The 13,824-nt window shown below is 73.1% G+C and carries 13 protein-coding genes; 6 read left to right on the forward strand and 7 right to left on the reverse strand.

Features of this window, described 5'->3' with window-relative positions:
• Nucleotides 1–66 precede the first annotated feature (66 nt).
• A complete protein-coding gene (cobF, locus tag C2L58_RS42405; RefSeq protein ID WP_103343263.1) occupies nucleotides 67–828 on the reverse strand; it encodes a precorrin-6A synthase (deacetylating) in 762 nt (253 codons plus the stop codon).
• 76 nt (nucleotides 829–904) lie between these two features.
• Between cobF and C2L58_RS42410 the strand changes: the two genes are divergently transcribed.
• Genes C2L58_RS42410 through C2L58_RS42420 form a run of 3 tightly spaced genes read left to right on the forward strand, consistent with a single transcriptional unit; the run spans nucleotide 905 to nucleotide 3,540 of the window.
• Complete coding sequence (locus tag C2L58_RS42410) at nucleotides 905–1,111, forward strand: heavy-metal-associated domain-containing protein (RefSeq protein WP_103343264.1); 207 nt, start codon at nucleotides 905–907, stop codon at nucleotides 1,109–1,111.
• Nucleotides 1,108–3,204 carry a heavy metal translocating P-type ATPase gene (locus C2L58_RS42415; RefSeq protein WP_103343265.1) on the forward strand — a complete coding sequence of 699 codons (2,097 nt, stop codon included), beginning with the start codon at nucleotides 1,108–1,110 and terminating at the stop codon, nucleotides 3,202–3,204. Before C2L58_RS42410 ends, C2L58_RS42415 begins: the two co-directional genes overlap by 4 nt.
• A 54-nt stretch (nucleotides 3,205–3,258) precedes the next feature.
• Nucleotides 3,259–3,540: a metal-sensitive transcriptional regulator gene (locus C2L58_RS42420; RefSeq protein WP_013228661.1), complete on the forward strand. Its 282-nt coding sequence runs from the start codon at nucleotides 3,259–3,261 to the stop codon at nucleotides 3,538–3,540.
• Between the two features lie 21 nt (nucleotides 3,541–3,561).
• Here C2L58_RS42420 and C2L58_RS42425 read toward each other — a convergent pair whose 3' ends face one another.
• The 3 genes from C2L58_RS42425 to C2L58_RS42435 all read right to left on the reverse strand — a co-directional run bounded on the left by C2L58_RS42425 (nucleotide 3,562) and on the right by C2L58_RS42435 (nucleotide 6,253).
• Complete coding sequence (locus C2L58_RS42425) at nucleotides 3,562–4,269, reverse strand: CPBP family intramembrane glutamic endopeptidase (RefSeq protein WP_103343266.1); 708 nt, start codon at nucleotides 4,267–4,269, stop codon at nucleotides 3,562–3,564.
• Nucleotides 4,270–4,477: 208 nt separating this feature from the next.
• Nucleotides 4,478–5,413: a M protein gene (locus C2L58_RS42430; protein WP_103343267.1), complete on the reverse strand. Its 936-nt coding sequence runs from the start codon at nucleotides 5,411–5,413 to the stop codon at nucleotides 4,478–4,480.
• A 120-nt stretch (nucleotides 5,414–5,533) separates the two neighbouring features.
• A complete protein-coding gene (locus C2L58_RS42435) occupies nucleotides 5,534–6,253 on the reverse strand; it encodes an MgtC/SapB family protein (protein WP_103343481.1) in 720 nt (239 codons plus the stop codon).
• 110 nt (nucleotides 6,254–6,363) lie between these two features.
• On the opposite strand from C2L58_RS42435, the gene C2L58_RS42440 reads away from it, so the two are divergent.
• Nucleotides 6,364–7,020 carry a maleylpyruvate isomerase family mycothiol-dependent enzyme gene (locus C2L58_RS42440; RefSeq protein WP_103343268.1) on the forward strand — a complete coding sequence of 219 codons (657 nt, stop codon included), beginning with the start codon at nucleotides 6,364–6,366 and terminating at the stop codon, nucleotides 7,018–7,020.
• A gap of 15 nt (nucleotides 7,021–7,035) precedes the next feature.
• Here the strand turns inward: C2L58_RS42440 and C2L58_RS42445 are convergent, their stop codons facing one another.
• From C2L58_RS42445 to C2L58_RS42455, 3 genes are all read right to left on the reverse strand, one after another.
• Entirely contained in the window at nucleotides 7,036–8,367 is a 1,332-nt protein-coding gene (locus C2L58_RS42445; RefSeq protein ID WP_103343269.1) for a copper resistance CopC/CopD family protein, read from the reverse strand.
• The gene (locus tag C2L58_RS42450; RefSeq protein WP_103343270.1) at nucleotides 8,364–8,936 is read right to left on the reverse strand and encodes a hypothetical protein; all 573 of its coding nucleotides are present in this window, start codon (nucleotides 8,934–8,936) and stop codon (nucleotides 8,364–8,366) included. The genes C2L58_RS42445 and C2L58_RS42450 overlap by 4 nt, the downstream gene beginning before the upstream one ends.
• A 92-nt stretch (nucleotides 8,937–9,028) precedes the next feature.
• Nucleotides 9,029–9,718, reverse strand: a complete 690-nt coding sequence (locus tag C2L58_RS42455; RefSeq protein ID WP_103343271.1) for a winged helix-turn-helix transcriptional regulator — start codon at nucleotides 9,716–9,718, stop codon at nucleotides 9,029–9,031.
• A 236-nt stretch (nucleotides 9,719–9,954) separates the two neighbouring features.
• Here C2L58_RS42455 and C2L58_RS42460 point away from each other — a divergent pair, with 236 nt between their 5' ends.
• A complete protein-coding gene (locus C2L58_RS42460; RefSeq protein ID WP_103343272.1) occupies nucleotides 9,955–12,264 on the forward strand; it encodes a TOMM precursor leader peptide-binding protein in 2,310 nt (769 codons plus the stop codon).
• A gap of 51 nt (nucleotides 12,265–12,315) precedes the next feature.
• Nucleotides 12,316–13,776: a SagB/ThcOx family dehydrogenase gene (locus C2L58_RS42465; RefSeq protein ID WP_103343273.1), complete on the forward strand. Its 1,461-nt coding sequence runs from the start codon at nucleotides 12,316–12,318 to the stop codon at nucleotides 13,774–13,776.
• The last annotated feature ends 48 nt before the right edge of the window (nucleotides 13,777–13,824 follow it).

Raw genomic sequence — 13,824 nt, forward strand, 5'->3', positions numbered from 1 at the left:
CCGAAGCATGAAATCATCCAGCCCGCTCCACGCCCCCACGACACACCAACACCTAACAAAGCACTACTAGGGGGCCGGGCGGCGGAGGAGGTACGTGTCCATGATCCAGCCGTGGCGTTCGCGGGCTTCCGCACGGGCCGAGCGGATCCGGTCCGCGAGCGCGGGGGTGAGCGGGCCCGAGATCAGGATCTCGTCGGGCGTGCCCACGTACGCGCCCCAGAAGATCTCGAACCCCACGGAAGTGAAGCGGTCGAACGTCGTGTGGGCGTCGAGGAGGACGAAGACATCGTCGACGCCCTCCGGCCAGCCCGACGCGAGACGGCGGCCCGTGGTCAGCTGGACCGCGCGGCCGATCTGGTTCATCGTCGTCCGGTGGCGGGCCACCAGGGCCGAGATGCTGCTGATGCCCGGCACCACTTCGTACTCGAACTCGACGTTCCCTCGCGCCAGCACCGCCTCGATCAGCGCGATCGTGCTGTCGTACAGCGACGGGTCGCCCCACACCAGGAACGCGCCCACCTCGTCCGGGGCCAGCGACGACAGGATCATCGACTCGTACACCGCCGCCCGGGCCGCGTGCCAGTCGGCCACCGCCGCCCGGTAGTCGGCCGGGGTGCGGTCGCGGGGCGGGTCCTCGGCCAGGACCACCCGGTACTCCCGGGTGACGAACCGGTCGAGGATCTCCTGCCTCAGCCGCACCAGGTCGGCCTTGTCCGAACCCTTGTCGAGGACGAAGAAGACGTCGACGCGGTTGAGGCGGTCGATCGCCTGCACCGTGAGGTGCTCCGGGTCGCCGGCGCCGATCCCGATCGCGTAGAGCTTCCGCATGCCGCGAGTCTGACGGCCCCGATGGAGAACCCCTACCCCCGATGGGTATAAAGGAGGGGAACGGAAGGAGCGGGAGATGGCCGAAGCGAGCTACACCGTCGAGGGCATGACCTGCGGGCACTGCGCCACCTCGGTCCGCGAGGAGGTCTCCGAACTCGCGGGCGTCCGCCAGGTGGACGTCGACGTCGAGAGCGGGCGCGTGACCGTGACCAGCGACACCCCGCTGACCACCGATGCGGTCGCCGCCGCCGTCACCGAGGCCGGCTACCGCCTGGTCGCATGAGCGCGGCCGAGGTGACCACCGCGGCCCGCGTCGAGCTCGCCATCGGCGGGATGACGTGCGCGTCCTGCGCCGCCCGCGTCGAGCGCAAGCTCAACAAGGTCGACGGCGTCACCGCGACGGTCAACTACGCCACCGAAAAAGCGCAGGTCAGCTACCCGGCCCGGGTGTCGGTCGACGACCTCAAGTCCGTCGTCGAGGCCGCCGGTTACTCGGCACGCCTTCCCGAGCCGGAGGTGCCGGAGACACCGGAGGAGGCGCCGCGCACGCGGTTGCTCGTCTCCGCGGGCCTCACCGTCCCGCTGATCGCGCTCGCGATGGTCCCGGCCTGGCAGTTCGCGGCTTGGCCCTGGGTCTCACTGGCTCTCGCCGCCCCGGTCGTGACCTGGGGCGCGTGGCCGTTCCACCGCGCCGCCGCGGTCAACCTGCGCCACGCCACCGCCACCATGGACACGCTGATCTCGCTCGGCGTCGTCGCCTCCGTGGCCTGGTCGCTGTACGCGCTCGTCTTCGGCGCCGGCCACCACCTGTACTTCGAGGTGGCCGCCGCGATCACCACGTTCATCCTGGCCGGCCGCTACTTCGAGACGCGGTCGAAGCGCCGCGCCGGCGCCGCCCTCCGCGCGCTGATGGACCTCGGCGCGAGGGACGTCACCGTCCTGCGCGACGGCCAAGAGCACCTCGTCCCGATCAAGGACCTGCAGGTCGGCGCCGTCTTCGTGGCCCGGCCCGGCGAGAAGATCGCCACCGACGGCGTCATCGCCGAAGGCGGCTCCGCCGTCGACACCGGCATGCTCACCGGGGAGGCCGTGCCGGTCGAGGTCGGGCCGGGCGACGCGGTCACCGGCGCGACCGTCAACGTCGGCGGGCGGCTGCTCGTGCGGGCCACCCGCGTCGGCGCGGACACCCGGCTGGCGCAGATGGCGCGGCTCGTCGAGGCCGCGCAGAACGGCAAGGCCGACGTCCAGCGCCTGGCCGACCGCGTCTCCGCCGTCTTCGTCCCGGCGGTCGTCTTCGCCGCGCTGGCCACGCTCGTCGGCTGGCTGGCGACGGGCGGGGCGCCGGATGCCGCGTTCACCGCGGCCGTCGCCGTGCTGATCATCGCCTGCCCGTGCGCGCTCGGCCTCGCGACGCCGACGGCGTTGCTGGTCGGCACCGGCCGCGGCGCGCAGCTGGGCATCCTCATCAAGGGTCCCGAGGTGCTCGAGTCCACCCGGCGCGTCGACACCGTGGTGCTCGACAAGACCGGCACGGTCACCACCGGCCGGATGGCGCTCGTCGAGGGCGACGGCGAGGTGCTGCGGCTCGCGGGCGCCGTGGAGGCCGCTTCCGAGCACCCGATCGCCCGCGCGATCGCGGACGCGGCCCGGGAGCGGTTCGGCGCGCTGCCCGCCGTCACGGAGTTCCGCAGCACCGCGGGCCTCGGCGTGACCGGCGTGGTGGAGGGGCACGAGGTCGCCGTCGGACGCGCGGTGTTCGTCGGCGGCGAACCCGCCGAAACCGAAGGCGCGACCACGGTCCACGTCACCTGGGGTGGCGAAGTCCGCGGCCGCCTCGTGGTCGCCGACACGATCAAGCCGACGTCCGCCCAGGCGGTCGCCGAGCTGCGGGAACTCGGCCTGACGCCGGTGCTGCTGACCGGGGACAACGCCGGCGCGGCGCGGGCGGTCGCGGCTCAGGCGGGGATCGGCGAGTTCGTCGCCGAGGTGCTGCCCGAGGAGAAGGTCGCCGTCGTCAAGCGGCTGCAGGCCCAGGGGCGCGTGGTGGCGATGGTCGGCGACGGCGTCAACGACGCGGCCGCGCTCGCCCAGGCCGACCTCGGCCTGGCGATGGGCACCGGGACCGACGCGGCGATCGAGGCGAGCGACCTGACGCTGGTGCGGGGCGACCTGCGCGTGGCGGCCGACGCGATCCGGCTGGCCCGGCGCACTTTGGCGACGATCAAGGGGAACCTGTTCTGGGCGTTCGCCTACAACGTGGCGGCGGTGCCGCTCGCGGCGCTCGGCCTGCTCGACCCGATGATCGCGGGCGCGGCGATGGCGTGCTCGTCGGCGTTCGTGGTGAGCAACAGCCTGCGGCTGCGCCGCTTCCGCTGACACCCCGGGAGGGTATAGTCGGGGGAAAGGTGCGGACAACGGGGACAGGTGGCGATGACGGGTTACGGCGGCGAGCGGGAAGCCTATCTGAAGCGCCTGCGCCGGATCGAGGGACAGATCCGCGGGTTGCAGCGCATGGTCGAGCAGGACAAGTACTGCATCGACATCCTGACCCAGGTCTCGGCGGCGACCAAGGCCCTGCAGTCGTTCTCGCTGGAGCTGCTGGACGAGCACCTCGCGACGTGCGTCGTCCAGGCCGCGGCGGCGGGCGGCGAGGAAGCCGACCTGAAGGTGCGGGAAGCGTCGGACGCGATCGCGCGGCTGGTGCGCTCGTAACTTCCGGGGACTGCGAACGGGTCAGCGGACCAGCACGGCCAGGGCGAGGCCGCCGGCGTTCGTCGTGAAGTGCACGATCACCGACGCGAGCACGCCCCGGCCGAGGTGGCGCCACCAGTGCAGGAAGATCCCGGCGACGCCTGCCGCGGCCATCGCCAGTACCTCCAGCACCACCACCGGCGTCGAGCCGAACACGGCGTGCACGGCGGCGTTGCGGCCGATGGCCAGCGCCGGCAGCGCGTGCCACAGCCCGAACAGCGCGGCCGAGCACAGGATCGGCGGCCAGCGCCACCGCTCGTCCGTCGCGCCGAACAGGCCGGGCAGCACGCCGCGGAAGGCGACCTCTTCGATGAGGACCGTCCCGAACAGGATCCGGCCGCAGGTCAGCCACAGCAGTTGCCCGAGGTCGGGGTCGCCGACGCGGCCGTCGTGGTAGACCGTGCGCAGCGACGGCACGGCCAGCGCGATCCCGAACACGACCGCCACCGAGGCCGCTCCGGCCAGGCCGGCCAGTGCGGGACGCCGGAAGTTGCCCAGCCCCAGGTCGGTCCACGAGCACCCGGCGGCCCGGCCCAGCGCGACCAGCACGAACGCGGCCACCAGCCCGCACACGGGGTACGCCCAGCCGGGCAGCACGCGATTGGCCAGGGTGGTCGACGCGGCGAGGATGACGACCGCGGCGACCAGCGCGAACACCCGCCGCGGCGGGAAGGGCACGGCTTCGCTCAAGGGCCGGCTCCGGTGCGCCCGGCCCGGCCACCGCGCGCCACGACCGGCACCTCGGCCGGGGACCTGGATCCGTCGTTCATTTCGCTCCAGGGCCGGCTCCGGTGCGCTGGGCCCGGCGAGCGGACGTCACGACCGGCACCTCGTGCGGGGACCTGGATCCGTCGTTCATGAGGCCGTGACCTGCTGCGATGCCGTGGCGCGGCCGACGTCAACCGACCGCGTCGGTCAGGTCTTCCGCGGGTGACCGCCGCTGGATCGGCACTCTTTTCGACATCGGCAAGGTGGCTTCGGGGTCGAACGCGGCCGGCCGGTCGTCGAGGGCGATCGCCGCGTCCGTCAGGAGGCTGCGGCAGCCGGTCAGGCTCGCCTTCAGCTTGTCGCGGACCTCGGCCAGCGCCGTCACCTCACCTTGCGCCGCCGCTACCAGCGTTTCTCCCTGCCGGGTGGCGTCGGCGACCAGCTGCCCGGCCTTCTCCCGAGCCGAGGCCAGCTCGCTTTCGGCCGTCGTGACCAGGGCTTCGCCGCGCTGCTTCGCTTCGGTCACCAGCTGGTCGGCCTTCGCCCGGGCGGCCGCTTCCCGCTCGGCCAGCTCGCGCATCGCGCTGGCCCGGCGGACCGTCATGGCGCGGGTGTGATCCTCTTCCAGCTGGGCCCGGCGGTGCGCCGCCGCCTCGTCGAGCTCACGGCGGCGCTGCTCGGCCGCCCGCATGAACTCCTCGTGCTCGGCGCGCTGCCGCTCGCGCTCGGCTTCCGCCTCGGCGACCAGCCGGCGTTCTTTCTCGGTGAGCCGGACGGCCTCCGCCTCGGCTTCGCGCCGGATCCGCTCCGCCGTTTCCCTTGCGTGCGCGGTGATTTCCGCCGCTTCCTCGCGGGTCAGCTCGATCATCCGGCGCGAGCGCTCCTGCAGGGCGTCCGCGGGGATCGGGGTCATGCTGATCCGGTCGATCTTCACGTGCAGCTCACGGTTCTCCTCGGCGAGGACCGCCTCGCGCTGCCGCGCGGCGTCGCCTTCGGCGGTGAGTCTGCGGATCTCGGCCTCGGCCCAAGCGACGTATTCCGTGACCTGCGCGCGGTGAAAACCGCGCCACGCCAGGTCGAATCCAGGCAACGCGAGCGCCACGTCCTCGCCACCGCCGGGGGCCATGCCTCACCTCCGAATTGGATGGTTTCTCCTCGGTCGCGCGTTTTCCTTGCGATACCGGGGCTTTCCGTGTGCTCCCCAGTGTGCCGCAAACCCGCCTCCGCGCGCTGCCCGGGCGGGCGATCATTCGTCGAGCGGTTCCCCGAGGCCGGTGGACGTACTCCGGACGCCGGGCAGCTCGGCCAGTTCGACGGCGAGATCGTAGAGGTCACCGCGGCCGTCCAGGCGCAGCGTCACGACCGCGATCCGTTGCCCCTCCTCGGAAAGGGACTCGTGGTCGACCTCGACGTGGTGCACCGCCCACCCGCGCCCGGTGCACACGGCCAGCGCCGCGCGCAGCACGCCGTGGCCGTCGAGGTAGCTCAGCCGGACCACCGGTGGTTCCCGGCGGTGCCGCGCGACGAACCGCTGCAGCGGCGGGAAGCCGCGCGTCACGACGAAATGCCCGACCGTCGCGCCGGCGGCGAGCACCGGCAGCCCGGCACCGCACGCGGTGCCGACCGCGGCGGTCACCCAGATCGTCGCCGCCGTGGTCAGCCCGCGGACCGCGTCACGGCGGACGAAGATGAGCCCGCCGCCGATGAAGCCGATGCCGGAGACGATCTGCGCGGCGATCCGCGACGGGTCGAGCGAGACGTGGTCGAAGCCGAGCAGGTCGGCGAAGCCGTACTTCGAGACCAGCATGAACACGGCCGAGCCGACGCCGACCAGGCTGTGCGTCCGCAGGCCGGCGGCCTTCATGCCGGCCTCGCGTTCGAGTCCGATGGCGACGCTCAGCACGAGCGCGAGCAGGACCGGCGGCAGCAGGCTCCACTGCGCCGGCGTGGACCACAGGGTGGGCAAGACCACGACCTCCCGGGATCTTCCGGTGGCGGCAGGCGGGGAGAACCGCCGGGGCCGTCACCTGGGCATACTGGGGTGGACGCACCGATCGTGCCAGGTGAGGGGGACCCGTGACAGTTCCGGACTTCGTGGCCTACCGGGCCGTGCGGCAGGGCGTCCGCGCCCTGCTCGCCCGACGGCCCGAGGAGCACCTCGCCCCGGTCCCGGCGTGTCCGGAGTGGACGGTCACCGACCTCCTCGGCCACCTCGTCGCCATCGCCGGCCGGGTGCTGGAGCGCCACGGCGGCACCCCGCCGGAGCTGCCCGGCGCGGCGGGGGTGCCGGAGCTGCTCGACCACTGGGACGCCCTCGGCGAGCAGCTCGACCCGCGGCTCGAAGAGGCGGGCGGCCGCGAGGGCGACGTCATGGTGATGGACGCCTACACCCACGAGCTGGACTTGTGCGCGGCGCTCGGCGTCGCCCCGCCGGAGGAGCACGCGGCCTGGGCGCGGAGCATCGAGGTGCTGGTCAGCGGGCTGTCGGGCTCGATCGAGAGACGCGGGTTGCCGCCATTGCACCTGCGCACGACGGACGGCGCGGAGTGGACGGCGGGCCCGGGCCGGCCGTCGGCGTCGGTGACGGCGCCGCGGCACGAGCTGTACCGCGCCCTAGCCGGCCGCCGATCGCCGGGCCAGCTCACGACGTTGGAGTGGAGTGGGGAGCCGGAGCGCTGGCTGCCCGCGTTCACGTGGGGACCGTTCAGCCCGCCGGAGCTCCCTGGCGTGTGACGGCGCTCGAACCCCTCAGCCGCCGCCGGGCGGGGTCACCGTGAGGAACGCCGCCAGGGCCAAGACCACCGCGCCGAGCACGACCTCCGCCGCCACCGTCTGGCGTAGGCGGCGCAACTGCGCCGTCGCCGTCTTCGTGGTTCCCTCGTCCCGCTTCGTCATTCCCTCGCGCACGGCGCGGCGGGAGCGGCTCGCCACCGCCAGCAGCACCGCGAGACCGGCGATCTTCAGCAGCACCAGCAGGCCGAAGGTGGTCGTCCAGAGCGTCGTCAGCGACGGCATGATGCGCAGCGCCAGCACGACTCCGCTGAGGGCGATCGCCGTCACCGCTCCGGCCGCCAGGCGGGAAAAGCGGGCCGCCGCCGGGGCAGGGTCCTCTTCCGGGGCCGGGCGGTGCAGGCACAGGGCCAGCTGAACCAGGCCGCCCACCCAGATGGCGACCGCGCCGAAGTGCACCAGGTCCGCCGATACCGACACGAACATGATCGGGTCGGCGACCGGGTGGCCGGTGGCCGAAAACGTCAGCAGCACCAGGAAGCCGGTCACCATGGCCAGGTTTTCGTACCGGGCGCGCAGCCGTTCCGGCAGGTCCGGCCGCAGCAGTCTCGGCAACAGCAGCGCCAGCACCGCCACCGCGGCCAGCCGGAGCAGCAGCAGCTTCCCGTACGCGACACGCAGCGTGTCCGCCAGCAGTCCCGTGTCGAACACCGCTTCGAGGTTCCGGCCCGTCGCGTACGGCCCTTGCAGCACGAACGCCGCCACGGCGGTCGCCGCGACCAGGCCGGCGCCCCAGTTCAGCAGGCGGCGGGCGCGGGGGTCGGTGCGGGCGGCCGGGCGGCACAGCACCACGAACGCCAGCCCGCCCAGAAGCACGACGCCGAGGTAGGCCAGCCAGCGCGCCGCCGTCGACACCACGTCCACCGCCGTGTCGGTGCCCGTCGACGCCGATACCGCGCCGGCCGACGTCACCAGCGGCCCGGTGCCCACCACGAACGCGAAGGTGCCGCGCACCGGATGCGAGTCGGCCGAGACGAACGCGTATTCGACCAGGTAGCTGCCGTCCGGCACCCCCGGCTTGAGCCGCACCGCGAGTTGCTCGGCGGCTTCGCCGGGCTGGAACACCGGCCCGGCGTCGACCTGCTTGCCGGCGAGGTCGACGACCTTGATCGACCCCGGCTGGATCCCGATGTTCTCCGACAGGGTGACCGACACCAGGGGCGGCGCCGCGCTCAGGCGGGCGCCGTCCCCCGGGGCCGACGAGACGATCTCGACGTGGGCCGAAGCCGGCACGGCGCCGAGCACCAGCCAGCCCAGGAGGAAGGCCAGCAGGGCCAGCGCGCGCTTCACGACGTGGCGAGGGCGGCCTTCGGCAGCCCGCAGACGCAGCCGGTCAGCTCGTGTTCGGCGGCCGAGGCCCGCCGGTGCAGGATCACCGCGACGATCATCGGGATGGTGACGATCGTGTTGTAGAACAGGTGCAGCTCCACCCGGGGCACGAGCAGCTGGATGATGCTGGTGGGCACCTTCTGCCCGGCCAGCCGCCAGCCCGACTGCGCCTGGATGAACAGCAGCAGGTGCTCGATGTGGTGCCAGAACTGGATGGCCAGCGCCAGGTTCCACCACTGCCGCGACCGGCCGGCGAACCCGTGCCGCAGGACCCACAGGAACACCAGCATCACCAGCGCGTAGCCGTAGTGCAGCCATTCCTGCGAGATGAGCCACGGGAACGGCATCCCGAGCACCCCGCGCGCCCGGGCCACCGGCCAGCCGAGCGCGTAGATCTGCACGGCCTGCACGATGTGCTCCGCCCAGTGGGCGATCACCACCGCCATGAACACCGCGAGTGCCCGGTGGTGGTGGCGGCTGTTGAGCCCGGCCAGGAATCCGCCGGGCCGGGTGTTTTCGAAAGTCGTCATGCCGAACCCCAGGGTTGTCGTGATCAGCGTGGCGCCTCGACGATAACTGCGTCGCGCACCGCGGCATTACTCCGAATTGCCCCTTCCGGCGATCAGAAGAAGGAAATCCCCTCGGCCGGCTCCGGCTTCGGCGGGATCCGGAACAGCCGGGTGAACAGCTCCAGGTGCTCGAACTCGCCTTCGATCCGCAGCCGCCCGGACGCCATCGCCTCGGCCGCCGTCACCTTGCCGTTGATCAGGTCGATCAGTTCCGGTCCCTGCGGCTGGATCACCAGGTCGGCGGCCGGGTGGTCGCCGGCGCCGACCTTCAGCGCGCCGTCGTCGACCATCGCGTGGATGACCAGCGAGTCGCTGTGGCGCAGCACGTACGTCAAGCTGACGCCCTGCGCGGCTTCCTCCTGGAACGTCGTGTACATCGCGAGGATCGCGGCATCGGTGGTGAAGACCGCGCCCGCCTCCGGGTACCCGAGCGAGCGCGCGCCCCACAGCGCGAGGTCCAGCAGGATGTGGTCGAGCTCGCTGCCGTACTCGGTCAGCTCGTAGACCAGGCCCGCGTCGAGCTGCGGCAGCACCCGGCGGCGGACGACGCCCGCCTTCTCGAGCTCGTTGAGGCGGGAAGACAGGATGCTCGCCGGGATGCGGGGCAGCCCCCGCAGCAGGTCCCGGTACCCTTTGGGGCCGAGGACCAGGTCCCGGATGACGAGCAGCGACCATCGTTCCCCGACGATCTCGAGGGCGCGCGCGAGGCCGCAGAACTGTCCGTAGGTGCGAGTGGTCGTCATACCCGATCCTCACTTGTTTAGGTCGAACGTGGCGCTGGGCACTCTGCCCTTGCGAACCAGAGTGACGAACCACCGGTGACGCCGACCAGTGTGCTAAACCCCGCTCGAGGGTGTCTTCTCCACGAATGCGCGTGAATTTCGCATGTCCGGATCGGTGCGCGAAGCACTGGCCGCAGGTCGGCGCCACGGAGAAGAATCCGGGTTCTCCGATCGCGCGCACCGAACGAGGAGTGCTGATGAGCGGATCAGCCGTGCAGCCCGCCCGCAACCGGGCCCGTCCCGGGGAACCGCCGCCGGCGGAGACCCGCGTACTCGCCTTCAAACGGCACCTGCGCGCCGAGGTGTCCGCCGGCAACGGCGCCTACCTGTTCTCCGAGCGGGGTGTCATCGCCATGCGGGGGGCGCGGATCGAATCGCTCGCCCCGCTGCTGGACGGCACCCGCGAGCTCGGCGAAGTGCTCCGCGCCCGGCCGGCCGGGATGACCCCCGAGGAAGTGGCGGCGATCGTCGCCCAGCTGGTGGACGAAGGTCTGGTCTCCGTCCGCCCGGTGCCCGGGCCGGGCGTCGACGAGCGGGAGCTCGCCTACTGGGACGCGTGCGGCATCGACGCCGCCGGGATCACCTCGCCCGCCGCCCGGCCCGGCGTCCGGCTCGTCGCGGTCGGCGAAGACACCGACGCGGGGCCGGTCGAGCGGGCACTGGCCGACGCCGGCCTGGCGGCCGCGCCCGCCACGGCGGGGGACGCGGACCTGGGCATCGTGCTGTGCACCGACTACCTCGACCCGCGGCTGGCGGACGTCGACGCCGACCACCGCCGGACCGGGCGGCCGTGGCTGCTGGCCCGGCCGTTCGGCGCGCAGGTGTGGATCGGGCCGGTGCTGCGCCCCGGCGAGTCGGGGTGCTGGCACTGCCTGACCAACCGGCTGTGGGGCCACCGCCACGCCGAGGCGTGCGCGCAGCAGGTGCTCGGCCACGAAGGTCCCGCGCGCCGGCCGACGGCCGCGCTGCCGTCCCTGTCGGCCGCGGCCGCGCACCTGATCGTGCTCGAGGCCAGCAAGTGGCTGGCGGGCTACCGCTACCACGGCCAGCAGTGCGTGTGGGTGCTCGACACCCTGGACATGCAGGGCACGCTGCACGAGCTGCGGCGCCGGCCGCAGTGCCCCGCCTGCGGGGACCCCACGCTGGTCGCGACGCGCGGGGCGCAGCCGATCCGGCTGGAACCGGCGCGCAAGACGACGGCGACCGGCGGCGGTCACCGCACCTCGACGCCGGGGCAGATCCTCGAGCGGTACGGGCACCTGATCAGCCCGATCACCGGCGTCGTCAAGGAGATCCGGCGCGATCCGGCGGCCCCGCCGTACGTCAACGCCTACCGCTCCGGCCAGAGCGTCGCCCGCGGCATCACCGGGGTGGCCGGGATGCGGGCCGGGCTGCACGGGGAGAACGGGGGCAAGGGGACCACCCCGCTCGAGGCCGAGGTCAGCGCCCTGTGCGAGGCGGTGGAGCGCTTTTCCGGCAACTACCAGAGTGACGAGCTGCGGATCCGGGCCCCGTTCGCGGACCTCGAGGACGCGCTGCACCCCAACGACTGCATGCTGTTCGCCGACCGCCAGTACCACGAGCGCGCCGCCTGGAACGCCGGGCACGGCTCGTTCCAGCACGTCCCGCACCGGTTCGACCCGGACGCGGCGATCGACTGGACCCCCGTCTGGTCGCTCTCCGGGGGCCGCCGGCTCCTGCCCACGGCGTACCTCTACTACGGGGTGCCCGCCGAATCCGGGGGCCGCGGCCTGGCCACGGACTCCAACGGGGCCGCGGCGGGCAGCAGCCTCGAAGACGCCGTCCTGCAGGGCACGCTCGAGCTCGTCGAGCGGGACGCCGTCGCGCTCTGGTGGTACAACCGCACGCCGGTGCACGGCGTCGACCTCGATTCGTTCGAGGACGGCTGGCTGGCCGAGATGGTCGGTCACTACGCCGGCCTCGGCCGGGAGATGTGGGTCCTGGACGTGACGTCGGACCTCGGCGTGCCGGTGTTCGCCGCGGTCTCGCGCGGCACCGGAGGGCCGCACGAGCACATCATGTTCGGGTTCGGCGCCCACCTCGACCCGCGGATCGCCGTGCGGCGCGCGGTGGCGGAGCTGAACCAGATGCTGCCGGACCTGCTGCGGCAGGGACACGGCATCGGTGACCCGGACGCGGCGCGGTGGCTGGAGTACGCCACCGTCGCCAACCAGCCGTACCTGATGCCGGTCGCGGGCGAGCGGACGCGGACCCCGGCCGACTTCTCCTACGTCCACCGGCCCGACGTGCGCGACGACGTCTTCGCGCTGGCCGGGGCGCTGAGCGACGCGGGCAGCGAACTGCTCGTCCTCGACCAGACCCGTCCCGACGTCGGCCTGCCGGTGGTCAAGGTGCTGGCCCCCGGCCTCCGGCCGTTCTGGGCCCGGTACGCGCCCGGCAGGCTGTTCGACGTCCCGGTGCGGCTCGGCCGGGTGGCGGAGCCGGTGCCCTACGAGCGGCTCAACCCGTTCCCGATGTTCCTCTGACAGCTGCCGGGTCGGGGCGGGCTGTTCCGTCGTTTCACCTAGGAGTGCGCCTTGGTTGCCGAGAACCCGCCCAAACAGGCCGAAACGGTGTGGCTGTGGTCGTTCACGGAGGACACGCTCCTCGAAACGGACGACGAGGGCACGCTCGTCGCCATCACCTGGTGGGGTGAGTACGAGTTCCGCGGCACGGCCACCGGCGTGCAGGAGTCCCTCGCGCGCCTGGCGCTCGGGCCGGTGTCCATGGCGAACCTGGTGGCCGCGGACGGGGCGGGTGCGGAGGGCTGGCGGCTGTCGCTGCGGCGGGTGCTGACCCGGCTGTCCGGTTCGGTCGTGCACTCCCTCGCGCTCAACGACGGCCGCGGGCCGGTGCTGTCGGCGATCCCGGTCGCCCAGTCCCCGGCCTTCCGCGCCGGGCCGCTGCCCCCCGGGCGACGGGTGCGGCTGTCCCGGTTCGCCGCCCTGCGGGCCGACGGTGGGGTCCTGCTGGCCGAATCACCCGTGGCGCCGTACAAGGTCGCCCTGCTCCGGCCGCCCGCGGTCCTGCTCGCCTCCTCGCTTGCCGCGCCGACGACCGTCGACGGGCTGGCCGCCGTCACCGGCGTGACCGCGGCGGTGGTCGCCGACGTGGTGGAGTTCCTGGTCGCCGCCGGGCTCGTGCTGCTCGCCGACTCCCAGGGCCACTTCACCGAGTACGGCGGCGCCCGCACGGCGGACTGGTCGCACGACGACCTGATGTTCCACGCCCGCAGCCGGACCTGGCAGATGCCGTCGTCGCCGGAGGAGGGCGACCACCCGCCCGGCGCGGAGCCCCCGATGCTCAAACCGGCCGTCCGCGGCCCCGCCGTCCCGCTCCACCGGCCCGAGCCGGCCGCGCTGGCCGCCGGGGACTCGACGCTGACCGCGCTGCTGGAGACCGACCACGTCTGTCCCGCGGTCAGCGACCGGGGCCTGTCCGCCCGGCAGATCGGCGAGTTCCTGTTCCGCGCCGCACGGGTGCGCTCGATCGGCCCGACCGGCCTCCCCGGCGGCCGGGCGCACCAAGCGACGCAGCGGCCGTACTTCAGCGTGGCCTGCCTGTACGAGCTCGAAATCTACGTCGGCGTCAACAGCTGTGCGGGCCTCGCCCGCGGCATCTACCACTACAACCCGCTGTGGCACACCCTCACGCTGGTCAACGACGACACCGCCGTCCTGGACGGCCTCCTGGACATGGCGATGGTCGCCGCGGGCAGCCACCGCCGCCCGGCGGCCCTGCTGACCATGACCGCGCGGATGTCCCGGATCGCCTGGGCGCTCGGTGGCGCGGCCTACGCGACGACGCTGCTGCACCTCGGCGCGTTGCAGCAGGTGTTCTACCTGGTCGCCAAGGCCATGGGCCTGTCGGCGCACGCGGTGCCCGCGGACTCGGGCGACCGCGTCGACCGGGCGCTCAAGCTGGCGTGGCCGGCGGAGGTCAGCATCGGCGAATGCGTCCTCGACTTCCCTCCCGGCGGACGCGTGAACTCGGTCTGACCCCGCGATCCGGCTGTTACCCTGCACTTCAGGGCACGGCGCTTTTCT

This window comes from Amycolatopsis sp. CA-126428 (assembly GCF_002904335.1).
GTDB lineage: Bacteria > Actinomycetota > Actinomycetes > Mycobacteriales > Pseudonocardiaceae > Amycolatopsis.